The sequence below is a fragment of the Streptomyces sp. NPDC005438 genome (genome assembly GCF_040606315.1).
In the GTDB taxonomy this organism is placed as follows: Bacteria; Actinomycetota; Actinomycetes; order Streptomycetales; family Streptomycetaceae; genus Streptomyces.
Window position 1 is genome coordinate 104,333 of sequence record NZ_JBEXEP010000003.1, and the last position, 23,901, is coordinate 128,233.

The 23,901-nt window shown below is 71.2% G+C and carries 23 protein-coding genes; 14 read left to right on the top strand and 9 right to left on the bottom strand.

Annotated features, from left to right (window positions below; translation table 11 throughout):
- The first annotated feature begins 72 nt into the window (after window positions 1-72).
- The 3 genes from ABZT14_RS08675 (at window position 73) to ABZT14_RS08685 (ending at window position 2,000) form a co-directional block, all read left to right on the top strand.
- Window positions 73-453: a hypothetical protein gene (locus ABZT14_RS08675; RefSeq protein ID WP_356298729.1), complete on the top strand. Its 381-nt coding sequence runs from the start codon at window positions 73-75 to the stop codon at window positions 451-453.
- A gap of 207 nt (window positions 454-660) precedes the next feature.
- Window positions 661-1,266 carry an ATP-dependent Clp protease proteolytic subunit gene (locus ABZT14_RS08680; protein WP_356299312.1) on the top strand — a complete coding sequence of 202 codons (606 nt, stop codon included), beginning with the start codon at window positions 661-663 and terminating at the stop codon, window positions 1,264-1,266.
- A 50-nt stretch (window positions 1,267-1,316) separates the two neighbouring features.
- Entirely contained in the window at window positions 1,317-2,000 is a 684-nt protein-coding gene (locus ABZT14_RS08685) for an ATP-dependent Clp protease proteolytic subunit (RefSeq protein WP_356298731.1), read from the top strand.
- A gap of 276 nt (window positions 2,001-2,276) precedes the next feature.
- On the opposite strand, the gene ABZT14_RS08690 is transcribed toward ABZT14_RS08685, so the two are convergent.
- Window positions 2,277-2,966, bottom strand: a complete 690-nt coding sequence (locus tag ABZT14_RS08690) for a TetR/AcrR family transcriptional regulator (RefSeq protein ID WP_356298733.1) — start codon at window positions 2,964-2,966, stop codon at window positions 2,277-2,279.
- Between the two features lie 277 nt (window positions 2,967-3,243).
- Between ABZT14_RS08690 and ABZT14_RS08695 the strand changes: the two genes are divergently transcribed.
- Window positions 3,244-3,621 (top strand): signal peptidase I, encoded by a 378-nt coding sequence (locus ABZT14_RS08695; RefSeq protein ID WP_356298735.1) that lies wholly within the window; start codon window positions 3,244-3,246, stop codon window positions 3,619-3,621.
- A gap of 379 nt (window positions 3,622-4,000) precedes the next feature.
- Window positions 4,001-4,735, top strand: coding sequence for a guanitoxin biosynthesis heme-dependent pre-guanitoxin N-hydroxylase GntA (gene gntA / locus ABZT14_RS08700; RefSeq protein ID WP_356298737.1), 735 nt, complete (start codon window positions 4,001-4,003; stop codon window positions 4,733-4,735).
- Window positions 4,736-4,798: 63 nt separating this feature from the next.
- On the opposite strand, the gene ABZT14_RS08705 is transcribed toward gntA, so the two are convergent.
- Together ABZT14_RS08705 and ABZT14_RS08710 are read right to left on the bottom strand one after the other, a co-directional pair.
- Window positions 4,799-5,449: a response regulator transcription factor gene (locus ABZT14_RS08705; RefSeq protein ID WP_356298738.1), complete on the bottom strand. Its 651-nt coding sequence runs from the start codon at window positions 5,447-5,449 to the stop codon at window positions 4,799-4,801.
- Window positions 5,450-5,598: 149 nt separating this feature from the next.
- Window positions 5,599-6,915 (bottom strand): histidine kinase, encoded by a 1,317-nt coding sequence (locus ABZT14_RS08710; RefSeq protein WP_356298740.1) that lies wholly within the window; start codon window positions 6,913-6,915, stop codon window positions 5,599-5,601.
- 252 nt (window positions 6,916-7,167) lie between these two features.
- Here ABZT14_RS08710 and ABZT14_RS08715 point away from each other — a divergent pair, with 252 nt between their 5' ends.
- The 4 genes from ABZT14_RS08715 to ABZT14_RS08730 all read left to right on the top strand — a co-directional run bounded on the left by ABZT14_RS08715 (window position 7,168) and on the right by ABZT14_RS08730 (window position 12,421).
- Window positions 7,168-9,381, top strand: a complete 2,214-nt coding sequence (locus ABZT14_RS08715) for an MMPL family transporter (RefSeq protein WP_356298742.1) — start codon at window positions 7,168-7,170, stop codon at window positions 9,379-9,381.
- A 453-nt stretch (window positions 9,382-9,834) separates the two neighbouring features.
- Window positions 9,835-11,115, top strand: coding sequence for an MFS transporter (locus ABZT14_RS08720; protein WP_356298744.1), 1,281 nt, complete (start codon window positions 9,835-9,837; stop codon window positions 11,113-11,115).
- A gap of 220 nt (window positions 11,116-11,335) precedes the next feature.
- Complete coding sequence (locus ABZT14_RS08725) at window positions 11,336-11,656, top strand: hypothetical protein (RefSeq protein ID WP_356298746.1); 321 nt, start codon at window positions 11,336-11,338, stop codon at window positions 11,654-11,656.
- A gap of 123 nt (window positions 11,657-11,779) precedes the next feature.
- The gene (locus ABZT14_RS08730; protein WP_356298748.1) at window positions 11,780-12,421 is read left to right on the top strand and encodes a TetR/AcrR family transcriptional regulator; all 642 of its coding nucleotides are present in this window, start codon (window positions 11,780-11,782) and stop codon (window positions 12,419-12,421) included.
- Window positions 12,422-12,425: 4 nt separating this feature from the next.
- Here ABZT14_RS08730 and ABZT14_RS08735 read toward each other — a convergent pair whose 3' ends face one another.
- Together ABZT14_RS08735 and ABZT14_RS08740 are read right to left on the bottom strand one after the other, a co-directional pair.
- The gene (locus ABZT14_RS08735; RefSeq protein WP_356298750.1) at window positions 12,426-13,829 is read right to left on the bottom strand and encodes a condensation domain-containing protein; all 1,404 of its coding nucleotides are present in this window, start codon (window positions 13,827-13,829) and stop codon (window positions 12,426-12,428) included.
- Window positions 13,826-15,184 (bottom strand): hypothetical protein, encoded by a 1,359-nt coding sequence (locus tag ABZT14_RS08740; RefSeq protein ID WP_356298752.1) that lies wholly within the window; start codon window positions 15,182-15,184, stop codon window positions 13,826-13,828. The genes ABZT14_RS08735 and ABZT14_RS08740 overlap by 4 nt, the downstream gene beginning before the upstream one ends.
- Window positions 15,185-15,626: 442 nt before the next feature.
- Between ABZT14_RS08740 and ABZT14_RS08745 the strand changes: the two genes are divergently transcribed.
- The 3 genes from ABZT14_RS08745 (at window position 15,627) to ABZT14_RS08755 (ending at window position 18,096) form a co-directional block, all read left to right on the top strand.
- Entirely contained in the window at window positions 15,627-16,463 is an 837-nt protein-coding gene (locus ABZT14_RS08745) for a class I SAM-dependent methyltransferase (RefSeq protein ID WP_356298755.1), read from the top strand.
- Between the two features lie 76 nt (window positions 16,464-16,539).
- Window positions 16,540-16,857: an acyl carrier protein gene (locus tag ABZT14_RS08750; protein WP_356298757.1), complete on the top strand. Its 318-nt coding sequence runs from the start codon at window positions 16,540-16,542 to the stop codon at window positions 16,855-16,857.
- 3 nt (window positions 16,858-16,860) lie between these two features.
- Window positions 16,861-18,096 (top strand): beta-ketoacyl-[acyl-carrier-protein] synthase family protein, encoded by a 1,236-nt coding sequence (locus ABZT14_RS08755; RefSeq protein ID WP_356298759.1) that lies wholly within the window; start codon window positions 16,861-16,863, stop codon window positions 18,094-18,096.
- An 86-nt stretch (window positions 18,097-18,182) separates the two neighbouring features.
- Here the strand turns inward: ABZT14_RS08755 and ABZT14_RS08760 are convergent, their stop codons facing one another.
- A complete protein-coding gene (locus tag ABZT14_RS08760) occupies window positions 18,183-18,803 on the bottom strand; it encodes a DUF305 domain-containing protein (protein WP_356298761.1) in 621 nt (206 codons plus the stop codon).
- 83 nt (window positions 18,804-18,886) lie between these two features.
- Window positions 18,887-19,375 (bottom strand): DUF6153 family protein, encoded by a 489-nt coding sequence (locus ABZT14_RS08765; RefSeq protein ID WP_356298763.1) that lies wholly within the window; start codon window positions 19,373-19,375, stop codon window positions 18,887-18,889.
- Window positions 19,376-19,463: 88 nt separating this feature from the next.
- Here ABZT14_RS08765 and ABZT14_RS08770 point away from each other — a divergent pair, with 88 nt between their 5' ends.
- Entirely contained in the window at window positions 19,464-19,856 is a 393-nt protein-coding gene (locus tag ABZT14_RS08770) for an NUDIX domain-containing protein (RefSeq protein WP_356298765.1), read from the top strand.
- A 194-nt stretch (window positions 19,857-20,050) separates the two neighbouring features.
- Window positions 20,051-20,512, top strand: a complete 462-nt coding sequence (locus ABZT14_RS08775) for an NUDIX domain-containing protein (RefSeq protein ID WP_356298767.1) — start codon at window positions 20,051-20,053, stop codon at window positions 20,510-20,512.
- Window positions 20,513-20,933: 421 nt separating this feature from the next.
- Here the strand turns inward: ABZT14_RS08775 and ABZT14_RS08780 are convergent, their stop codons facing one another.
- Both ABZT14_RS08780 and ABZT14_RS08785 read right to left on the bottom strand, forming a co-directional pair.
- Window positions 20,934-21,530: a YdcF family protein gene (locus tag ABZT14_RS08780; protein ID WP_356298769.1), complete on the bottom strand. Its 597-nt coding sequence runs from the start codon at window positions 21,528-21,530 to the stop codon at window positions 20,934-20,936.
- Window positions 21,531-22,270: 740 nt separating this feature from the next.
- The gene (locus ABZT14_RS08785; RefSeq protein ID WP_356298771.1) at window positions 22,271-23,692 is read right to left on the bottom strand and encodes a hypothetical protein; all 1,422 of its coding nucleotides are present in this window, start codon (window positions 23,690-23,692) and stop codon (window positions 22,271-22,273) included.
- Between the last annotated feature and the right edge of the window lie 209 nt (window positions 23,693-23,901).

Here is a 23,901-nt window from a genome sequence, read left to right on the forward strand (position 1 = left end):
GTCAGTGGTCCTGCCTAGGCTCGTACCGACCGCGCTTCCGCGACGGGCGGGGCGGGAGACGAAGGAGACGGCATGAGCTGGGACGTGCTGGTGGTGAAGAACCCCGAGGGTGACCCGGAGCAGTCCACACCCCTGGGTTCGGGGGACGAGGTGGCGGCCGTGCTCCGGCGCGTCGTGCCGGACATCGACCTGTCCGAACCCGCCTGGGGTCAACTGCGGGGCCCCGACTGGTCGATGGAGTTCAACATCGGTGCCCGTACGCCGGTCGACGCGGTGATGCTGCACGTCCGAGGGGGCGGGGACGGGGCGCTGGAGGTGATCCACCGGGTGGCCGCCGCCTTCGGGGCCGAGGCGGTCGACTGCACGGACGGCGAGGTGCTGCGGCTGGACGGGGCGGGCGGCTGGCCCGCCTTCCAGGAGTACCGCGACCAGGTGACCGGGCCGGCGAGCTGAGCCGACCCGGGGCAAACCCCGGTTATGCCGACGGCAGTGACCCTGCGCTCACAGCGAACAGTTCCCTGACCGGGAGTGTGGTCGCCGGCCTGCGCGTTAGGGTCCATGAATGACGAGGGTGGGGACCATCGCGACCCTCCCTGTGGAGAACACGCTGAGACGGCGTCTCGCCGTCCGAGACGAGCAGGTGGATACGTGACGAATCTGATGCCTTCCGCCGCCGGCGAGCCGACCATCGGTGGTGGCCTCGGCGACCAGGTCTACAGCCGGCTGCTCGGTGAGCGGATCATCTTCCTCGGCCAGCAGGTCGATGACGAGATCGCCAACAAGATCACGGCACAGATGCTGCTCCTCGCCGCCGACCCCAACAAGGACATCTACCTCTACATCAACAGCCCCGGTGGTTCGGTGACGGCCGGCATGGCGATCTACGACACCATGCAGTACATCCCCAACGACGTGGTCACCATCGGGATGGGCATGGCGGCCTCCATGGGGCAGTTCCTGCTCACCGGCGGCACCTCCGGGAAGCGGTTCGCGCTGCCCAACACCGACATCCTGATGCACCAGGGCTCCGCCGGCGTCGGAGGCACCGCCTCGGACATCAAGATCCAGGCCGAGTACCTGCTGCGCACCAAGACGCGGATGGCCGAGATCACCGCCCAGCACACCGGCCAGAGCGTGGAGACGATCATCCGCGACGGTGACCGGGACCGCTGGTTCACCTCCGAGGAGGCCAAGGACTACGGCCTCATCGACGAGATCATCTCCGCCGCCTCGGGTGTCCCGGGCGGTGGCGGAACCGGCGCCTGAGCCCTGGCGGCCCAGCGATCTCAACGACCAGCCCACCGAACGCCATCAGGATGGTGAACACCCACATGAACAACTTCCCGGGCGCCTCCGCCAGCGGCCTCTACACCGGCCCCCAGGTGGACAACCGCTACGTCGTGCCGCGCTTCGTCGAGCGCACCTCCCAGGGAGTGCGGGAGTACGACCCGTACGCCAAGCTCTTCGAGGAGCGGGTGATCTTCCTCGGGGTGCAGATCGACGACGCCTCCGCCAACGACGTCATGGCGCAGCTGCTGTGCCTGGAGTCGATGGACCCCGACCGGGACATCTCGATCTACATCAACAGCCCCGGCGGCTCGATGACGGCGCTCACGGCGATCTACGACACCATGCAGTTCGTCAAGCCCGACATCCAGACCGTCTGCATGGGCCAGGCCGCCTCGGCCGCCGCCGTCCTGCTGGCCGCCGGCAGCCCCGGGAAGCGGATGGCGCTGCCCAACGCCCGGGTGCTGATCCACCAGCCCTCGACCCAGACCGGGCGCGAGCAGCTGTCCGACCTGGAGATCGCGGCCAACGAGATCCTGCGGCTGCGCACCCAGCTGGAGGAGCTGCTGGCCCGCCACTCCAACAAGACGGTGGAGCAGGTCAGCGACGACATCGAGCGGGACAAGATCCTCACCGCCGAGGAGTCGTTGGAGTACGGCCTGGTGGACCAGATCATCAGCACCCGCAAGATGGCCGCCCAGACCATCGGCTGAACACCCGGCGATCCGCCCGGTCCGTCCGACGCCGGAGTACCGGCCCGGACGGGCGGTGGAGGGTGACAGGTACGGAAGGCGGGGCGCGGCCCACCCGGGATGACCGGGAGGCCGCGCCCCGCCTTTTCCGTGCCGTTCCTGAGTGCTGTCCGAGGCGTGCCCGGCACGGCGCCCCGTACGCCGGGACCGGGCGGGGCGCCGTGGTGGGGGACCGTCCACCAGGTCGGGCCCGCGCGGGGATGCCCGGTGCCACCGGCCCCCGCCCGCCCTCCGCGCTCAGTCGGACTGGTGGGCCAGGTGGGCGGACAGTTCGCGGAAGGGGCTGTCGGCCGGTTCGTCCCGCAGCACCTCGCGCATCACCCGTGCGGTCTCCGGGTCGGCCGTGGCGGTGACGGCGGCCAACGCCCAGAAGTCCTGCACCAGTTGGCGTTCCAGCTCGGCCCGGGGGACGGTGCCCTGGTCCAGCCAGATCAGCGCGGTCGTCTCGGCCAGGCCGACCCAGGAGCGCAGCACCAGGCTCAGCCGGGGGCCGGGGGACTCCACTCGCAGATGGCGCAGGAACTGGGTGTAGGCGGTGCCGCGCACCTCCTCGATCACGGCGGTGGTACGACCGGAGCCGGCGGCGGGGCCGCCGCGCAGCAGGGCCGCGAAGCCGGGCCCGTGTTCGGTGACGAAGTCGAAGTAGCGGTCCATCACCACCAGCAGCCGGAAGCTCAACGGGCCGTCCAGCGGCCCCTGGAAGCGGCTGGCCAGTTCGTCGGCGGCGGCCCGTACCGCGGCCTCGTAGAGGCTGTGCTTGCCGGGGAAGTAGTGGTAGATCAGTGGCCGGGAAATACCGGCCGCGGTGGCGATGTCGTCGATGGACACCTCCTCCGGTGAGCGTTTGCTGAACAGCTCCAGGGCCACCCCGATCAGCTGTTGGCGGCGTGCGCCCACATCCATCCTGCGACGTACCTCGGTCGTCATGCGGCCACCCTAGCGAGGAGCGCGGCGGCTGGCCGCACTGTTGACAGCTTCTGTTCCCACCGGGTGCCAGGAAAGCCGGTATACGGCTCCGTACTTCCGAAATCCGCCTGGGGACAGGGGAGTTGGACCCGGTACGAGTGCTCGTACTCGGCGCCTCCTCGTTGACACCCCCTCGCGGAGGGCACCGTTCACCGCTGTCGGGGCCGCGAACGGAAGGGGGCCGGAGCGGGGTGGGCGAGCGGCGGACCACCTCGGGGGCGGTGCTAGCGTGCACCGGGTGGAGTACGGGCAGGATCGGGTGTACGTGGGCAACGCCCACCAGGACGCCCCCGGTGACCGGGGCTGGCTGCTGGGGCACTTCAAGCCACCTGGCGAGGTGCGGCACAGCGAGGACGTGGAGATCAAGTGGTGTGACCACCCGCCGGGGGACGAGCGGGCCGAGTGGGTCACCGGGGAGAAGCGCACCGCCCTGCTGGTGCTGGTCAGCGGACGGTTCCGGGTCGAACTCCCCGGGCGCAGCGTGTTGTTGGAGCGCCAGGGCGACTATGTGGTGTGGGGTCCGGGGGTGGACCACTCCTGGTACGCGGAGGAGCGCTCCACGGTGATGACGGTGCGCTGGCCCTCGGTCGCCGGATACGCGGTGGGTGAGGGCTGAGGCGTACGGGGCGCGGGGGTGTGGTGAGGCCTCTGGTGTGCGGCCCCGGAGCGGGAACGTGGGTCACGGGGCCCGGCCGGGTGTGCGCCCGGTAGTAAGTTTTCGATCGCCCTCGGTGATCTTGCCTGGTCTTCGCGGTGTGTGAGCGAGTCGTCGCGGACGAGTCGCGAGGGGGGATTTCGTTGATCGGCCTCCCACCGTCACAATCACCCGGGTGACCTTCCCCGGCTGTGACGAAGAGCGGGGCTGTCCGCGTGCGAACGGGCCGTGACCGGGCCTGTCGTGTGCATCGGCTCCGTGGGCTCGGGGTGGGCGCTTCGGGACGTGTGAAGGAGCTGATCCCCCTCAGGGAGGGACGTAGTTGGAAGGAAGGCTGGCCATGACGACGGATGCACGTGCGGAGGTGGAGAGGTTCCTCCTCGGCGACCGGTTCGCCTGCCTGGCAGGGCGTTCGGCCTGGAGACAGGGCGGCATCACCCACCGTCACTACGAGCATCTGGGCAGCGTGGAGGCTGCTCGACAGATGGCCGTGGACCTGGAGAAGTACGTGACCCGCACCGACTTCGGTGCCCGTAACTTCACCAGTTTCCTGGCCACCTTCGACGGCCCGTTGGGCGTGGACGAGTTGGAGTTCGAGCGGCTGCTGTGGCAGCAGCTCCAGGCGCTCCACGACGTCGACTCCGAGACCCACGCCTGGGCCGAGGGGTATTCCTCGGACGCCCAGTCCGGCGAGTTCGGGTTCAGCGTCGCCAGCCATCCGTTCTTCGTGATCGGCCTGCACGAGACGCACTGCCGCTGGGGGCGCCGGCCTCCCTTCCCCATGCTGGCCTTCAACTCCCACGAGCAGTTCGGCCGGATCAAGGCGGCCGGCATGTGGGACCGGTTGGCGGAGAAGATCCGCAAGCAGGACATCAAGATCCAGGGGGACATCAACCCCAACCTCTACGAGTACGAGCAGTTGGCGGAGACCCGCCGCTACTCCGGCCGCCCCAAGCCGGCCGACTGGCGGTGCCCCTTCTCGGCCCGTACCCCGGAGGCGGAGCTGGAGCGGGAGCTGGAGGTCGAGCGGGAACTGCGCACCGACCGCGAGCTGACCGCCGCACCGGTGGGCTGACCGCGCCGTACCGAGGGGGTGTCACCGTCGGGTGGCGCCCCCTCGTCGTACCCGGGGACCGGCCTACCGGCCCTGGTCCAGGTAGGCCAGCACCGCCAGCACCCGACGGTTGTCGTCGTCGGAGGGCGGCAGCTGGAGCTTGGCGAAGATGTTGGAGGTGTGCTTGGCCACCGCCCGTTCGGTGACCACCAGCTGACCGGCGATCGCGGCGTTGGAGCGGCCCTGTGCCATCAGCTCCATCACCTCCTTCTCCCGGGCGGTCAGTTGGGCCATCGGCCGGTCCTGGGAACGGCGGCTGAGCAACTGCTGGATCACCTGCGGGTCCATGGCCGTGCCCCCCTCGGCCACCCGCCGTACCGCGTCGATGAACTGGGCGGCGTGGAAGACCCGGTCCTTGAGCAGGTACCCGATGCCCCCGTTGCCGTCGGCCAGCAACTCCCGCGCGTACAACTGCTCCACGTGCTGGGAGAGGACCAGCACCGGCAGCCCGGGACGCTGGGCGCGGGCCTGGAGCGCGCACTGTAGTCCCTCGTCACTGAACGAGGGGGGCAGGCGTACGTCCACCACCGCGACGTCCGGCTGTTCCTCGGCCAGGGCGCGGGTTAGCTCGGGGCCGTTGTCCACCGCCGCCGCGATCTCGAAGCCGAAGGCCTCCAGCATCCTCACCAGCCCGTCCCGCAGCAGAAACAGGTCTTCGGCGACGACGACACGCACGGTTCCCCCAGGGCAGTGTTCGACCAGCGGCAGGACGCCCCGGCGGCGGCCGAGACCTCCATGAATCTACCGTCACCGCGTCGGTGCGGCCCTCACTCCTCGACGCCGGGGCGCCCGGCCGGAACCCGGCCCGACCCCGCAGTGACGGCTCAGGGCGTCGGGTGGGACACCGGCACACAGGGGATCTCCATGGTCACCAGGGTGGGCCCGCCCCGGGGGCTGCTGATCGCGAGGATGCCGTCGAACTGGCCCAGCCTGCGTTCCAGTCCGGCGATGCCGCTGCCCTTGTCCAGGTCGGCGCCGCCCTTGCCGTCGTCGGTGATCGCCACCCGCAGCATCCCTCCGTGCTCGGTGCTGTGGTGCAGGTCCAGCCACACGGTGGACGCCTCGGAGTGCTTGGCGGCGTTGGTGAGGACCTCGCTGATGGCGAAGTACGCGGTGGACTCGACCGGTTCGGGGAAGCGGCGCGGCAGGTCCACCTCCACCTCCACCGGGATCGGCATCCGCAGGGCCAGCGCCTTGGTGGCGTCGCCCAGGCCCCGTTCGGCGAGCACCGGGGGGTGGATGCCGCGCACCAGGTCCCGCAGTTCGGTCAGCGCCTCCGCCGAGTCCTCCCTCGCCTGGCTGACCAGCTTCTTGGCGGTGGCCGGATCCTCCTCGATCAGCGCCTCGATGGTGCTCAGGGACATGCCCATGGCCACCAGTCGGGCCTGTGCCCCGTCGTGCAGGTCCCGTTCGATGCGCCGGAGTTCGGCCGCCGAACTGTCCACGGCGTCGTGCCGGGTCTCGTACAGCTGCTCCACCCGACGTTCCAGACGGCTGTTCTCGGTGGGGGCCAGCAGGAACCGGGCGATCAGGAAGTGACCCAGCAGGACGTACCGGTTCACCCGCAGGCCCACCAGCCCCAGCACGGTGCCGGCCAGGGCGGCCAGCACCGTGGTGCCGAAGCCCAGGATGGGGATCCCCAGGTACCAGTCGTTCCCCTGGACGAACACCCACACCCCGGCCAACAGCACGTAGCCGTACAGGGGGTACACCACCAGGCACACGCACAGCAGCGCCGTGGCGAATCCGGCCACCGCGTCGGTGAGCAGCCAGGCGAGGTCCCGCCAGGTGGCCGGGTCCCGCACCATGTCCAGGCAGCGCCGCAGGTGGGCGATGAGCCCCGGCTCGTCCCGGGTGGCCAGCGGCCGGTAGGGCACCGGGATGTCCAGCCCCACCCAGCGTCCGGCCAGGGCGCGCCGCTGGTTGGCGTGCAACCGCACCAGGTCCAGCAGCCACGGGGTGGTGAGCCAGCCGACGCCCAGCAGCATGAAGGCGATGGACACCACGGAGGCGATGAAAAGGGCCAGGGAGAACCCCAGGGACATCACGGCCAGGGGCACGCCCCGCCCGGCGGTCAGGAGCGCCTCTCCCCACCGGCCACCGGACGACGTTCCCGCCTCGGCCCTCTGCGCCACGTCCACCTGACTTCCCCTTCGTTCCGTACGGACCCCCACGTGCGGTCCGTGGCTCCAGTGTGCTGCCCCGACCCCGCCGGGGGCACGGGCCACCGCCCCCCGACCCGGGTGTACCTAGTGACACCCCCGACGGTGCGGCTGGGGCTCGACCGGTACGGGTGCTGCACGGCTGTGACCTGCGTCTCGGCGTTCCTAGCTTTCTAGGGGACGGAGAGGACGTCGCCGATGAGGTCCACGAAGCCGACGAAGCCGATGGAGATGAGAACGATGAGACAGAGTCTGGCCGCGCGCCTGGGGGGCTGGAGCACCAGGCACCGGAAGACCGCGGTGTTCGGTTGGCTGCTGTTCGTGGTGCTGGCCGCCACGCTCGGCGGGATGTCCGGCATGGTGTCGGCCACCAACTCCGAGATGGACACCGGGGAGTCGGCGAAGGCCACCCGCCTGTTGGAGGACGCGGGCATCGAGGAGCCGGCCGGTGAGCTGGTGATGGTCTCCTCGGACCGCGTCGACGGCTGGCGGGCGGCGGCCACCGACGTACGGCGGGCACTGGCCGACTCCGGTGGGGCCACCGCGATCAAGCGGCCGGTGCCCTCCGAGGACCGGCGGTCGGCGTTGATCACCTTCGATGTCGCCGGCGACCCTGACAAGGCCGCCGACCAGGTCGAACCCCTGATGAAGGCGGCCCGGGAGGCCGGCGAGAAGCACCAGGGGACCGAGGTCTACCAGTACGGTCAGGCCAGCGCCGACCACTGGCTGAACAAGATGCTCGGTGAGGACTTCGCCAAGGCCGAGTGGACCGCCGTACCCCTCGCCCTGGGCATCCTGCTGGTGGCCTTCGGCGCCCTGGTGGCCGCGCTGCTGCCGGTGGCACTGGCGGTGACCGCCTTCGTCGCCGCCAACGGGGTGCTGATGATGGTCAGCCACCAACTCCACCTGGACGAGACGACGTTCTCGGTGATGCTGCTGATCGGGCTCGCGGTCGGCGTCGACTACTGCCTGTTCTACCTGCGCCGGGAACGGGACGAGCGCGCCGCCGGCCGAGACCCGGAGACCGCCCTGCGGATCGCGGCGGACACCAGCGGCCGGGCGGTGCTGATCTCGGGTCTGACGGTGATGGTGGCGATGTCCGGGATGTTCCTGTCCGGGTTGCTGCTGTTCAAGGGCTTCGCGGTGGCGACCATCCTGGTGGTGTTCGTGGCCATGCTGGGCTCGGTGACCGTCCTCCCGGCCGTACTGTCCCTGCTGGGGGACCGGGTGAACCGGGGCAGGCTGCCGTTCCTGGGCGGTCGTCGCGGGGAGCACCGTTCCTCGGGCCGGATCAGCGGCGCGGTACTGCGTCCGGTGCTCGCCAAGCCGGGGCTGTTCGCGGTGCTGGCGGCCCTGCTGATGCTCGGACTGGCGGCCCCGGCACTGGGGATGAAGACCGAACAGCTGGGCCTGGACAAGCAGATGCCGTCCGACTCCCCGCTGCGGGTCTCCGCCGAGAGGATCAACGAGACCTTCCCCGGAGGTCCGGCCCCGGCGCGGATCGTGCTGCGGACCCCCGACGACGGCGAGCAGCGAGCCCGGGACGCGGTGGCGGCCTTCGAGCGTCGGATCGAGGACGACCCGCGCTTCGGCCAGGACGTACGGGCCCAGTGGCACAGCTCCCACCACCTGGCGGTGCTGGACGTGCCGTTGGCCGGCGACGGCACCGACCAGCGCTCGCAGGAGGCCCTCACGGCACTCCGTTCGGACCTGGTGCCCCGCTATCTGGAGCCGGCCTCCCAGGACGAACAGGTCCACGTCACCGGTGAGTTGGCCAGCTCCCAGGATTTCACCGACCGGTTGAACCAGGGCATCCTCCCGGTGCTGGCCTTCATCACCTCGGTCACCTTCGTACTGATGCTGGTCTGCTTCCGCTCCCTGCCGATCGCCGTGGTCACCATGGTGCTCAACCTGATGTCCGTGGGGGCCGCCTACGGGGTGATGACGGCGGTGTTCCAACACGGCTGGGGCGCCGACCTGTTGGCCACCGAGAAGGTGGGGGCGATCGAGAGCTGGATGCCGTTGTTCGTCCTGGTGATCCTGTTCGGGCTGTCCATGGACTACCACGTGTTCGTGGTCTCCCGTATCCGCGAGGCCCACGACCGGGGGGTGTCCACCCGGGAGGCCATCGACGAGGGCATCCGGGGCACCGCCGGCGCGGTGACCGGAGCAGCGGTGATCATGGTCGCGGTGTTCTCGGTGTTCGCCACCCTGTCGATGCAGGACATGAAGCAGATGGGCGTGGGCCTGGCGGTGGCCGTACTGCTGGACGCCACGGTGGTACGGATGCTGCTGTTGCCGGCGCTGATGCGGCTGCTGGGTGACCGCAACTGGTACCTGCCCCGCTGGCTGGGCTGGCTGCCCCGGCTGGAGCACGGCCCCGCGCCGGGGCCGGCCCCCGAGCCCGCGCCCCGCGCGGAGCCGGTGGGCGTCGGCCGACGCTGACCCTCCCGACAGGTCCCCCTCCCGGCCGCCCTCCCCCCCCCCACCCCTGGGGCGGGAGGGCGGCTGTGTGGTGTGGCGCGTGGATCGGTGCCGTTGTCCCCCGGCCAGCCCCGGGGGACAACGGTGCCGGCCACCGTCCCGGACACGGCCGGGAGCCCCCTAGGATGGGCCCCGGCCCCGGTTCAGGCCCTCGGGCCCCGGCCACCGGCTCCGGCCCCCGGTGACATCCGCCGAACCGGCTCCCCCACGCGGCGCACCGCCGCCCCTCTCCGCCGCCCCCTCGGCGTTCCCCCTGGTCAGGCACCCCGGGTGCCTCCGGTCAGATCCGACGTACCGACGTACCGACGTACCGACGTCTCCGCGCCCCGGCACCGCCCGGCTCCGGCGCACGCTCCCCTCCCGGCCGTCCGCGACCACCCCTGTCCCGGTCCTCGTGGCCGGAGGGAGCCGAGCATGTCCCGTACTCTCCTGACCTCCGCCGTGACCCTGGGCTTCTGCGCCGTCCAGTGGGACGCCCTGGCCCTGAACCCCGCGCTGCCCGCCCTGGGGCGCCAACTGCCCTCCCACGGGCCGCCGTTGACCTGGGTGGTGGCTGGCTATCTGGTCGCCGCCGGGGCGCTGATGCCCCTCGCCGGCCACCTGGCCGACCGGTGGGGCGCGGCGACCACCTTCCGTCGGGGCGCCGGCTGCTTCGCCCTGGCCTCGGCGGCCTGCGCCCTGGCGCCCGACCTGCTGACCCTGGTGCTGGCCCGGCTGGCGCAGGGGGCGGGCGCCGCCCTGTTGATGCCGGCCGGGCTGACCCTGCTCGCCCGGTGGTCGCCGGCCGGCCGGGGCGAGCGGGCCACCGGGCTGGCCCTGGGCCTTTCCGGCCTCGCCACCGCGCTGGGTCCACCGGGCGGCGGGCTGCTGACCGAAGCCGTCTCCTGGCGGGCGGTGTTCTGGGCGGTGGTGCCCCTGGCCCTGCTGTCCCTCGTGCTCACCTCCTCGTCCCCGCCCGGGTCCGGTGGCGCCCAACCAGCCTCCGGCCGTGGCCCGTTGGGCGCCACCGCCGCCCTGCTGGCGCTGTCCTGGGGGGTGCTGGGGCTGCGCGCGGACCGTACGGCGCCGGCCCTCGGCGTGGTGTGCGCCGGTGTGGTGGGTGCCGCTCTCGTGGCGTTGGTGTTCTGCCAGGTGCGGGGCATCCCGCTGGTGCCCCGGGCGGTACGGCGCGCCGCGTACGTACGGCTGACGGTCACCGTGGCGGTGGCCAACGCCGGACTGGTGAACCTGCTGGTGGCGATGCCGCTGACGCTGGGGGAGCGGTGGGGGATGGCGCCCCGGTCCACCGGGGTGGCCCTGCTGCCCTGCGCCTGTGCGCTGGTGCTGGGCGGGCTGTGTGCCGGCCGGGTACCGCCCCCGCGCCGGCCGGCCGTACGGTCCGCCGCCCTGTGGGCGGCCGGCGTCCTGTGGCCGGCGGTCCACCTGCTGGGCCCCTGGTGGGGGCCGACCGGTTACCTGCTGCTGGGCTGCGGTGGCGTGGCCGCCCTCGGGCTGGTGAACGCGGTGGCGCTGGTGGCCCTGCCGCACTCGGTGCCGCCCGGGTGGGCGGGTACGGCCACCGGCCTCGCCAAGAGCGCGCTCACCCTGGCCGGGGGAGTGGCCGTGGGGGTGGGGCCGGTGGGCCTGGCCCTGCTGGGTGCCGCCCTGGTGCTGGTCGCGGTGCTGAACGGCGCGGCGCCCTCCCGCCGTGGGTGAGCGTCACCGGTGGGGCCGACGCTCGCGGGCGGTGGCCCGGTGACCCGGGGTGGTCGCCCGTGAGCGGGCGATGAGTTGCCCGCCCGCGTCTCGTCCTACCCGACACACCAACCGACCGATCCGAGGCGGCAGTCATGCAGAGCGTCCAGCGCCCCATCCCCTCCCGCGACGGCGCGGTGGCCGCCCGGTCCCGGTCCGGTCGCGGATGACGGGGTCGGAGATGTCGTCCCTGCGCCCGGGGTCGCCCGGGGCTCCCGAGCCGGCGTTCCCCGGCCTGGCCGGTCCCGGCTTCGACAGCCGTACCGTCGTGCTGCCCCCGGGGTCCAGCCGCCCCTACGTCCCCGAGGAGTGGGCGGACGCGCTGGTGATCGTGCGGTACGGGGAACTGGAGCTGGAGTGCCCGGCCGGTGGCCGCAGACGGTTCCGTACCGGGGCCACGCTCTGGTTCGCGGGCTTGCCCCTGAGGCGCCTGCACAACCCGGGGGCGGTGCGGACCGTACTGCTGTCGGTGTTCCGCGCGGAGGGGCGCCGGGAGCGCTGAGTGGTCCGGCCGGGGAGGGCGCTGCCGTACGGTGGGTACCGGTTCGCCGTCGTTCCGTGACGGCGCGTGGTCGGGCCGGCGCCAGGGCAGCCACATGCCGAACTGTGCGGTAACCTCCGGCCGGTGAGCACGGAGAACCCCAGACCCACCGGGAGACCAGCCCGCTCCGAGGTGCGCAGACGCCTGCTGGGCGCCGCTTCCCGACTGTTCTCGACCAAGGGCATCGAGGCCACCACCCTGGACGAGATCGCCAGTGTCGCGGGCTTCACCCGGGGTGCCGTCTACTCCAACTTCGAGGACAAGGACGACCTGATCATCGCCCTGATCGCGGAGCGGGTCAGCGGCAAGATCACCGACTCCCTGGCCGCCGCCGGGGACAACGCGCTGCGGCTGCCCCGGGGGGCCGGACGGCTGCTGGCCAACCAGATCCGCGAGGACCAGCGGGGGCACCGGCTGGTGCTGGAACTGCTGTCGAAGGTGGCCCGGGACCGCCGGCTGCGGGCGTACTTCGTCGAACCCCGCCGGCGCCAGCGGCAGTTGATCGCCGACATGATGTCCGACTACGCGCGGTCACACGGGGTGCCGCTGCCGATGCCGGCCGACCAGTTGGCGGTGGTCGTCCTCAGCCTGGTGAACGGCATCGCCGCCGAGTACATGGCCGACCCCGAGCAGGTCGACCTGGAGGCCCTGCCCTCGGCGTTCGCCGCGCTCTGGCCCCAGGCGGCCGGCTCCCCCCTGCCGGCCGAGGGGCCCCGGGAGGACTGACCGTTCACCGGACCGGTCGGGGGCCGGCCAGGGCGAACCGCATCCGTTCCCGTACCGCCTGGAGGTGGGCCGGCACCGAGTCGGCGGCCCGTGGGGTGTCCGGCATACTCGCCACCACGTCCGCCCGGTCCCGGAACCAGTTCGCCCACAGGGACACCCCACTGGCGTTGTCCGGCCCGGTGAACAGGGTGACCCGGGACGAGGCGTACTCCTCGGACCCCGGCGTGGAGCGGCCGTCCAGGTAGGAGACCATCGGCGGGATCCTCATCTGGCCCTCCGCCACCGCCCCCTCCTCGGCCAGCAGTTCCACGGCCCGGTGCACCGGATAGTCCAGCAGCCGCCGGGCCCGCTGGAAGGCACGTTGCGCCAGCGGCACCGCCTCGCCCAGTCCGACGCAGCGGGACACGTCGAACACCACCGGCACCAGGTTGATCAGCCAGCCCTGGGTGGCCAGCCAACGCGGTCCGGTACGGGTCGACACCGAGGTCAGCACCCGGTACAGGCTCTGTCCGGTCACCGCCCGCTGCTCCAGGGCCAGCGCCGCGAACAGTCCGGCGGCGAAACCCCCGCCGTGGGCCCGGCAGTAGTCCCGGAACTCCAACGCCCCCGGCCCGTCCAGGAGTTCGTACTCCCGCCGCACCCCGGGCAGCAGTCGGCCCTCGGGGTTGCCCAGGTCGGCGGGGAAGCCGGGCAGCGACTCACCGCCACGGAAGAAGTCCCGCCACGGCGCCCACAGCGGGTCCCTCAGCGAGGCGGGCGACAGCTCCGCCAGCCGCCGGGCCTCGTCCTGGTTGGCCCGCAGCATCCCGTGGGTGGCGCGCGGCCGGGCGCCCGGACCGCCCAGGTGCTGCCGGTACAGCGCCGTCAGCTCCTCGAACAGTACGGCCAGGGAGTGGCCGTCGGAGTAGCCGTGGTCGATGGCGAAGTAGCAGGTGCTGACCGAGTCCCGTACCACCACCGCCGCCCACAGACCGGGCCAGCGGTACGGGTCGGTCTCCTCCCGGAAGGCGGTGTGCAGCCGCTCCCGCAGGTCCGCCGGGTCGGTGAACCCGCCCCGGGGCTCGGCCGACACCCGGATCGCGTCCGGGGTGTGCATCCACCCCCGGTGACCGTCCAGCCCGGGGGCGGGCTCGTACCAGCCGCGCAGCGCCTCGTGCCGGAAGACCACGTCCTGCCAGGCGGCGGCCAGTGCCTCGGTGTCCACCCGTCCGGGCAGGTCGAAGGCGAGGGCCACCCAGGGCGACTGCCGCACCCCGGCGGCCCGGTTGAGGTCGGCCAGCGCCCAGTGGCTGCGCTGGAACACCGAGGGCGGCACCGCGTGCTCCCGGGCGGCGAAACGGGCGGTGACCCGGAACTCGACCAGGGTGCCGGGCTCGGGGTGGTGCTCGTCGATCTGGACCATCCTCATCGGACCAGCTCCCTTTCGGCGTGACGGGCCGCCGTGCCCAACTGGTGGCACAGCGAGTCGAGAAGACAGCGGACCACCGGGCGCCAGGCCCTGGTGCCCGGGTGCCGGTAGGAGACCGACAGCCCCTGGTGGTCGCGGGTGAACCACAGGTAGAACTCGTCGCCGGCCCAGATCCGGCTGCGCAGCAGGCGGTTGTCCCAGTCGGCCCACCTCCGCGAGCCGGGCAGCCGGCGCAGGTCGACGTAGGAGACCGCGAAGCGGGGTTCCACCGGGGTGCCCAGCAGCCGGTCCACCGTCGGCAGCGGCACCTGGGCGAGCGGGGCGAGCGCCCGCAGCCGCAGGTCCATCTCCGGTACCAGCTGGGGCAGTTCGGTGCCCGGGTCCACCCGGGCGCGCAACGGGGCCAGCCCGGCGAACCAGCCGAGGGTGCCCCGCCAGCGTTCGTCCCGGGTGTGCAGCAGGGTCACCAGGGGCACCTCGGCCACTCCGGTGGTACGGGCGGTGGCCAGCCCCACACAGGCCAGCACCGTGCTGAAGGTGCTGCCGCCCAGGAGGCGCCCACCGACCGAGAGCCGTTCGGCCGTCTCCGCGTCCAGCAACTGGCGGTGACCACTGGTCTGTTCCACTCGCCGGCCCCCCGTACCGGGCGAGCCGGGGTAGCGCGGGCAGCCGCCCTGACGGTCGTCGAGGAACGCCCGCCAGGCGTCCCCGGCCTTCTGCCGCAGGGTGCCCCTGGTGGACTGGTCCCGTTCCACCGGGGCGAAGTCCAGGAAACTGCCGGCCGGCCGGGCCAGCTCGCCGCCCCGGGCCAGGGTGCGGATCTCGTGGGCGGCCTGGGCCATCGAGTAGCAGTCCAGGATGCCGTGGTCACCGGCGAAGTACAGCTGGACGCCGGTGGCGTCCTCCACGGTCGCGAACACCGTGTGCGGCCAACTGCGGGGATCGGTGGCCGAGTTGAAGAACCGTTCGATGTGGTGCCGGACCTCCCGGCCGTCCGTGAGGTCCCCCACCAGCTCCGGCCGTACGGTCACCCCGCCCGGAGGCAGCGTCCACCGGGGCGGGCTGGTGGAGTCCGGCGCCAGGTGGCTGCGCAGCGCCTCGTGGTGGTCGTGCCAGCGGCTGAGCGCCCGGGAGAGTCCGGCCCGGTCCTGGTGGGAGAGCCGGAAGCCGGAGCCCAGCCAGGTGGGGTGACCAGCCGTTCCGCCCCGTTCGACCACCGCCCGCAGATGCTCGCGGGGGTTCTGGGCCGCTCCCCGGGAGTCGGCCTGCCAGGACCGGTGGCGGGCCACGGTGGGCCGCCACCAGGTGAGCCGGCCCGCCGGTACGGGGCAGCCCCGCAGCTCGGTGAATTCCATTACCTGGGCTGCTCCTTCGTGTGGCGGAAACCGCTCGATACGTCGGTGTATCCGTGGAACCTAGGGGCGTCGAATCCGTGGGGTCAACGATTCTCGGGAGGTGATTTGCGATTGGCCTTAGAAAAAACCGATGCCTGTTTTCCGGCGGTCGTAGAAAAACTCACGGGTAACGGATTGCCCGCGTACACAGGTCTCTTCCTCTGTCGCTTTGCCGGTTTCTTTGTGTCAATTGCCCCGTTCTGCGGCGCTGTTGTGGTTACTCCCTGGCTACTTGTCAGTTCTCCTCCGTGCTTGCTAACGTCCGGCGCCCCGAGGTGTCCCGGATTGGTGAAGCGTGCGGTCTCGTACACCTCGAAGTGTTTGCCCCGCCCATCTTTTTCGCGGTCTATCGCTCCGGGGGATGTGCGCGGACAATGCCGAGGAAAGCCGAGGGAAAACAGCTGTGAGTGTCGTGGAAAAACCCGGGAAATCCGAGCGGAACCTGAACTCCGAGGGGATCGACTCACCGGAGTACGCGAAGCTGCGCCGCAACCCGGAATACGAGGCGATGAACCACCGGCTCATCGAGCTGGTACCCCGGGACGTCGACCACCTGGTGGACGTCGGCTGCGGCGACGGAGCGGTCACCGAACTGCTGGTCAACGCCCTGCCCGGCGCCGAGGTGACCGGCGTCGACCCCACCGGGGTCCTGGTGGAGGCGGCACGGGCCCGGCTGGGCTCCCGGGCCGTCTTCCACGAGGGCGACGCCGCCTCGGTGAGCGCCCTGCTGCCACCCGCCTCACAGGAATTGGCGGTACTCGCCAACTGCGTCCACCTGGTACCGGAGTTGCCCGAGGCATTCGCCGCGCTACGGACCGTCATTCGCCCCGGCGGCCGTCTCCTGATCAGTTCCGCCTTCTACTCCGGCGCCGAATCCCCGGGCGACCTCTCCTTCTACGCAGACCTCATCGCCACCGCCCGCAAGGCCGCCCGCGCCGAGGGCCTCACCCCACAGCGGCGCCCCGCCGGACGCCCCGACTCCCTGCGCCGCACCCCGGAGGACTACCGCGCCGCACTGCTCGAAGCCGGGTTCGAGCCGGTCACCTGCCAGGAGGTGCCGTTCACCCTGGGCCGGACCTTCCTGGCCGCCCTCTGCGCCACCCCGATGTTCGCCTCCGCCGCCCTGCCCGGCGTCCCCCGCGACCAGGCCGCCCGACTGCTCACCCAGGCACTGGACGGTGCCGGGGAGGCGGTGACCATCACCCGGCGCTGCGCCTACCTGACCGCCGTACGCCCCTGAGCCCCGACCCGCCCACCGTCATCACCCGACCACTCCGCCAACCCGCCAACCCGCCATCCCGAGGAGCGCACCCGACGTGACCGCACCCGCCCGCCCCGACACCCTCGCCGAGGTCGTCGAGGTCATCACCCAGATCCGCCCCGACCTCAGGGACCGGCCCGAACCCGTCACCCCGCACACCGGGCTGTTCTTCCACGACCCCGAGGACCCCGAGAACCCCCGGGACCCCGCCGAAAGCGGCGCCCCCGCCCTGGAGTTGGACTCCATGGAGGCCCTGGAACTGCTGTCCGCCCTGGAGGACCACTTCCAGGTCGAACTCTCCGACACCGGCGTCCGGGTGGTCGACCTGCGGACGGTCGGGGACGTGCTGGACGCCCTCGCCAAGGCCCGGTGACCGATGCCCCGGCGCCCACCCACCCGACAGCGGGTCTACGTCACCGGACTCGGTGTCCTCAGCTGTGTCGGCGACAGTCCCGAACAGCTGTGGAAGGCCCTCGCCACCGGTACCCCCGGCACCGTTCCGCTCCGGCTGGAGGAACCGCTGCCCTGTGAGGTGGGCGCCCCGGTCCGGGACTTCGACCCCCTCGACTACCTCAGCCCCCAACGGGCCCGCCGTACCTCGCGCTTCCAGCAACTCCTGCTGGCCGCCGTGATCAGGGCCCGCGCCGACGCCCGACTGACCGCGCCCCCCGAGGCCTTGTACGTGGGCACCGGCGGAGGCGGCCTCCAGGAGGCCAGCGAGGTCGTCACCACCCTCCGTGCCCGGGGCTGGCGCAGGACCAACCGGCTCGCCCTGCTGCGGCTGCTGCCCAACATGGCCGCCGGGGTCGCCGCCCAGGAACTCGGGGTCACCGGCCCGGTCCACACCCTCTCCACCGCCTGCGCCTCCGCCACCGACGCCATCGGCGCCGGCCACCGCGCCATCCGGGACGGGTACGCCGACACCGTGGTCGTCGGTGGGGTGGAGAGCTGGCTCGACCTGCCGTCGGTGGCCTCCTTCGTCCAACTCGACACCCTCAGCCGGCGTCCGGCCGACGAGGCCGGCCGGGCCTCCCGCCCCTTCGACCGGGACCGGGACGGGATGGTCCCCGCCGAGGGCGCCGCCGCTCTGGTGCTGGAGTCCGAGCGCGCGGCCCTGGCCCGGCGGGCCCAGCCCTACGCCGAGGTCCTGGGCTCGGCCTCCACCTGCGACGCCAGCCACCTGGTGACCCCGCTACCGGACGGTTCCCAGGCCGCCCGCGCCATCACCGACGCCTGCGCGGACGCGGGTGTCCGCCCGGAGGAGATCGACCACGTCAGTGCCCACGGCACCGGTACCCGACTCAACGACGTGGCCGAGACGGTGGCCGTCCGACGGGCCCTGGGCGAGGCGGCCGACAGCGTCCCCCTCACCGCGCCCAAGTCGGTGCTCGGCCATTCCTGCGGGGCCTGCGGGGCGATCGAGAGCGTGGGCCTGCTGATGTCGATGCGGCACTCGTTCGTACCGCCGACCGCGAACCTCGACCACCCCGACCCGGAGTGCGACCTCGACTACACCCCCCTGGAGGGCCGGCCCCTGCGGATCACCACCGCCCTCAAGCAGAACTTCGGCTTCGGCGGACAGAACTCCGCCGTGCTCTACGGCGCGGTCTGAACGGACCCGCCCCGTGAACCGGCGGTCGGGCGTCCTGGAGTGGGGGCGCCCGACCGCCTCATCTCACCGTGGCCAACGGGATGTCATCAGCCCTTGTCCAGCAGGGAGTTCATGGTCTTGATCTCCTTCCGCTGGGCGGTCACGATCTCCCCGGCCAGCTTCTTGGACGGGCCGTGCTTCCCCGCCGACTCCTCGGCACGCGACATGACCACCGCGCCCTTGTGGTGCTCGACCATCAGCTTCAGGAACGTACGGTCGAAGGCCGCGCCCTTGGCCTTCCGCAGCTCGGCCATCTGCTTCGCGGTGACCATCCCCGGCATACCGTGACCGGTGTGCGCGCTGTCGTCCTCCTTGGGCACCGGGCGACCCCAGCCCTTCAACCAGCCCGACATCGTGGTGATCTCGGGCGCCTGGGCCTTCTTGATCTCCCCGGCCAGCTTGGCGACCTCGGGGGAGGCGTCCCTCGACGGAGCCAGTTCGGACATCTCCACCGCCTGCCGGTGGTGCGGGATCATGCCCTGGGAGAAGGCGACGTCCTGGTTGTTGTGCCCCTTCCCGGAGTCCGAGGGACTGGCCGAGGAGGAGTGGTCCGAGTGGCCGGAGGAGTGGTCGCCGTCACCGTCGTCCCCGCCGCCGCAGGCGGACAGCAGGGTGAGGGCGGCGACGGTGGCGGCCAGGGCTCGGGGGATGGAACGTCGTACGGACATGGTGAGGCAACTCCCTTGTGTACGGGTGATGGGAATGGGACGGGACAGTCGGCGATCGGGTTCGCCCGACACCGTGATTCCGCCTATATGCGCAGGAGTTGCAGTGCGCTGAGGCTGGGCGGCGAACGCCCCCGGTCCGCCACCGCCACCTTGGGGCCGGCCCCCGGACGGTCCGCGAGCGGCGCGGTACGGGCCGGCGCCAGGGCCGGCAGTGGGGGAGCGGACTCCAGGGTGGCCGCCGCGCAGTCCGGGTCGGCGTGCCGCAGGTGGTCCCGGTGCCCCGGGGAACCGCTCGGGTGGCCCTCGGGCGGGTGAGCGTGCCGGGCCTTCGGTACGCCCGGGTCACCGGACGGCTGGTGCGCGTGACCGTGGTGCGGGGCGGCCGGCGTACCGTGCGGCAACCGGTGCTCGGGGGCCGCCCGGTGAGGGGAGGCCTCCCCGGAATGGGAGGCCGTGAGGGTCCGTACCTCCGGGCCGTCCACCGGGGCGACGGACCCCAGTCCGTGCATCGCCCACAGCCCGACCAGCACGGGCCACAGCAGCCAGGCCGGAAGGTGAGGGCGGACGTACATGGGCCGCACCATACCCACTGGGGGTATGCTACGGCCAGCCGTGACCCGGGGAACGCCGAACCGTTGCCGCGGGCGGAAAGGAACGAGGGTGCTCATCGACACCGTGGCCTGGGTGCTGACCGAGAACGGCGCCGTGCTCTGCGTACGCCCCACAGGACGGCGGGAGTTCTTCGTCCCTGGCGGCAAGCGCGAGGGCGCCGAGACCGACCGGGAAACCCTGCTCCGGGAGATCCACGAGGAACTCACCCTCACCCTCGACCCGACCACCCTCCGCCATCTCGCCACCTACCAGGCGCCCGTGAGCGGTCAGGACAGCACCCCGGTACGGATGAGCTGCTACCGCGCCCACCACCACGGCACCCCACGGCCCAGCCAGGAGATCGCCGAACTCGACTGGCTCACCTACCGTGACCGCGACCGGGTACCCCCGGTGGACCAACTCCTGTTCGACGACCTGCGCGCCGACGGCCACCTGCGCTGACCCGACGGCCACTCGGCACCATGTCCCGGCCCCGGGGCTCCGGTTGGTCGAAGAGCGGGGCCCGCGTCGACCCGACAGCCACCGGCACCCTCCCGGTCGTGGACTCCAGCCGGTCCGAACGGCGGGGCCCACACTGGCCCGACAACCACCCCGCACCACCCCGACCAGCCCGCACCAGCAGGGGAGCACCACCGATGTCCGTACCACCCGGCCACACCCTGCTGGTCGCCACCGTGATCGCCCACGACCCCGACAGCGACCGGCTGTTGCTGCTCCGCCGAGGACCCCGCGCCAGCTTCGGCACCGGATGGTGGGACCTGCCCGGCGGTAAGCACGAGTCGGGCGAACCCGTCACCACCACCGCCCAACGCGAACTGGCCGAGGAGACCGGCCTGATGACCGCTCCCGAGTCCCTCCGCCTGGTCCACGTCCTCCACGCCCCACCCACCACCACCGCCCCCGGCGGCTACCTCACCCTGACCTTCCTCACCCACATCTGGACCGGTCACGCCCACAACCGGGAACCCGACAAGCACGACCACCTGGACTGGTTCCCCCGCCACGCCCTGCCCGCCCCTCTCCTCCCCAGCACCGCCCAGGCCCTGCGCCCACCCCTCCACCCCGACACCCCCCACCTCACCCTCCACGGCTGGTGATTCGCCCGTCCCGGTGCCAGTCGGCCCACCCCGCCGCCTCGGGGGAGGGGTACGCGTGGGGGCCCGCCTGGACAACACCTGGACCAAGGGCGCGGCCGGGTTGCGAACCCACCAGGGTTGATGACGACACGAAGGTCACGGCCGCGCTCGTCCAAGGCGCCGCGTTGCGAACCCACCAGGGTTGATGACGACGACCGGAGTCCACGTCACGGAGGACGGCCTCCACCGTTGCGAACCCACCAGGGTTGATGACGACGCCAGGGTAAAGCCGCTGTTCAGCGTACAGGGAGGGCGTCGCGGCGGGTTCGTTTCTGCAGCGACCCGTCGGTAGTGCAAAGGTGCAGGTCACAGCGATGAGGGGAGGCGTCTCGTGGCAGTGGTACTCCTCGGAGGAGGGAGGTACCGCGTGCCCCAGTGTCCGTCACCCTGTCGCGAGACGGCTGGTGTAGCCCGCGGTGCGGAGGCGTTCGTAGGCACGCGTCACATCGTTGGGCACGGGTTGGGTGATGGTGAACCCCCGCTCGGGGTAGATCAACAGCCTCTGGAGTGTGCCGACGAGCATGTCCAGGACCAGGTGCGGGTCTCCGATCGACCGTACGTACTCCGTGAAGGCCATCGGCGTGGACGCGCTCACGACCTCGGTGTCCGGCCACAGTCTGCGTGCCGTGGCGTATGCGCGCCGTTCTTCATAGGGCTTGCTGACCAGCAACGTTGATGAGGCCCGAACCCCTTTCCCCTCAAGGAGCGCTCGGCTGAAGAGGATGTTCTCTCCCGTGTTGCGCGCGTGCGGCTCGACGAGCACGGCGGAAGCGGGAACGCCCAGTTCGAGGGCCCGTTCCCGGTAGTGCACCGCTTCCCCGCGAGGCATGAGGTCCCGGGTCGTACGGCTCGTCGAGCCGGTGAAGACGATGAGCGGGGCCATGCCGCGTAGGTAGAGGTCAGCCGTGGTCTCCGCCACGCCCAGGTCGTGGCTCCCCAGGCCGATCGCGACCGAGCAGGGACGCGGTTCGTGGTGCATCAGGTGGTAGTTCCAGACGGTCTGGGCGTCCTCCCATGCCTGATCGGTGACTCCGGGCCGATCCTCCGCTCCGCACTGAGGTACTCCTCCCTGGGGTCTTGGCCCCTGGACGGAGCCACGCGCACGTCACGTACCCGTGAGGTGCCCGTACTCGGTCCCGGAACCAGGACCGTACTCGGAAGGCCGTTGGTGACAGAAGAACGGGCCGTCGGCCGCCTCCTCCGGGAGCGGAGGAACACGGCCGACGGCCCGCAGACGACCCGGAGAACCAGAGACCTGCTCCGAACTGCGACGTTCTTAGATGTCGAAGTACAGGCCAGCATTGCTCTGACCTGTAACAATGCTCCTCTCAGAATTGTTCTGTGCACAACCGGTGCACTGGTGAGATGCAGTGAACATCCTTCGCCGGACGCTTCACGCTGGATATGCGCTTCGAGGGGTATCCGGCGTTCACTCATCGGTACTCTGTGCGGACAGCTCTCCGTGAGTTTCACACCTGCAGGGCGTACTGACGGAACGTGCCGCTGCGGGACCGCATCCGACATCTTGATCATGCTCCTGTGCAGTCTCCCGGGATTCATGACCCGTCGGGTTGTGCAGCTCGTAGCGGACTTGCCGCCAAGCGCGGATGATTTTCGGAAGCTTCGACAGCACCTCGCCTATTTGTGCCAGTACGAGCGTGAGGCAACCAAAAGCGGCAAGGATGATGAGGCTGAGCTTGTCCCAACTCATGGGGCCGGCTACCCGAACAGGGCCTGGCGAGAGATCCAGTCGAGGGCGTCCGCCCCCAGCCGGTCGGGTGCCTCGAGCAAAGCGGCCTTCACCGCCTCGAGGTTCGTGAGCGGCTCAGGTGCTCCCGAACGGTCCCGCACGGCAATTCGCTCCATCGCCGTGGCGACGGCACCGGGCCAGCCTGGCATACCGAAGTGGTGGAGCGCCTTGAACGTGGCCGAAGCCGCTCTGTGCAGGAGCGCGGCGTGCCAGCCTTGCTCACGCATCATCTCCGCGGTGAACCAAGTCCGGTCGTCAACCTGTCGGACCAACTCCTCCACGAACTCAGGTGGTGCCATCCGCAGTGTGAAGCGCGAATCTCCGGCCCAGGGAAGGTCCATATCCGAGGCGACCGCCACGAACGCGAGCAACGACTCGGGCCCGTCGTCTTGCGCGGCCATGAGAGCGGTATGGGCCCTGCGATACAGATCGACGCTTTGCGCGAAAATCTCCCCGTCGCTCGGCCCGTCAGCAGCTTCCCGGATCTGGTCCAGCGGCCCTTCACGCCAGGCGTCGGCGACCAGGCCGACAGCCGCCGCGCTCACCAGGGCATCCGTGTCGTCCGCGGTGATACCGAAGTGCGCAAGGACCGCCGGCACGTGCTCCTCGATGCCTGGGAGCGGTGGGGTCTTCTCCTTAGCCGTGTCCTTCCCAAAGAGAGCGGCAAGACGCGGTGACAGAGGTTCGGGTTCCGGTGGCTCCACGGTGACTCCGTGCTCCGCCAGATCGTCGAAGACAGCGTCAGGGCCGCAGTCGATGTGCGAGGAATCATGGCGGCCTGAACAATCGTCGGCACACTCAAACTCCCCGCACATCTCGGGGTCCTCGGACTGTGCCTCATTGATCAGGTGGTAGGCGAGTCGTTCCGCCACCGTCTCCCGCGCGGTAATCATGGCCAGGTCGAGCCGGAATGCCTCGTCCTTCAGCTCCGTGTCCGCAGGGCCCGCGGAAGCGGGTGGCTCAGGTGTTTCCGGAATCCATGCGTACGCCGACTCCAGTGAGATGAGCAGCCAGGCGATGCGGAGAGCCTCGATGTTCTCGTCTCCGGCCACCTCCGCCGCGGCCTCAGCGGCTTCGCGTACGCGGTTCAGCCGGGCGAGATGGCGTTCACGCATCGGCAACCAGGTCGCAGACTCGGCGCGGGCCCGCTCGGCGTCCTGCGCCAGCGCGGCATCCCGGTTTCTCCGTGCTCGGGTGACCAACCGGGTCAGGCAGGGACGGCATCCGAACAGGCCGGATGTCGGCGTCGGCCCGAGGGGTATGGCGGCGAGGTCCTCTCCGAAGGGCCTCCCGCACAGGCGGCACTCCAGGCCGCCCGCTTGTCGGGACGTGGGCACGCCGGGTAGCACGGCGGCACGGATCGTGTCATGAGCGTAGGAAGGGATGTGCATGTTCGACGGCTCCTTGGGCGAAGGCGCTCTGTTGGCGCTGTCTCCATGCTCACTTCGCCGGACGACCGCGAGTCACAGTTTGGCGGGCGGGCCAGGCAAATTGACGAATCCTGTCTTGGCCCTGGCCTGCGACTTCTACTGTATGAGCGGAACTTGACACTCGAGCCGGAGGAATCCCGTTGTCCGCTTCCGCCACCGTTCCTCAACCT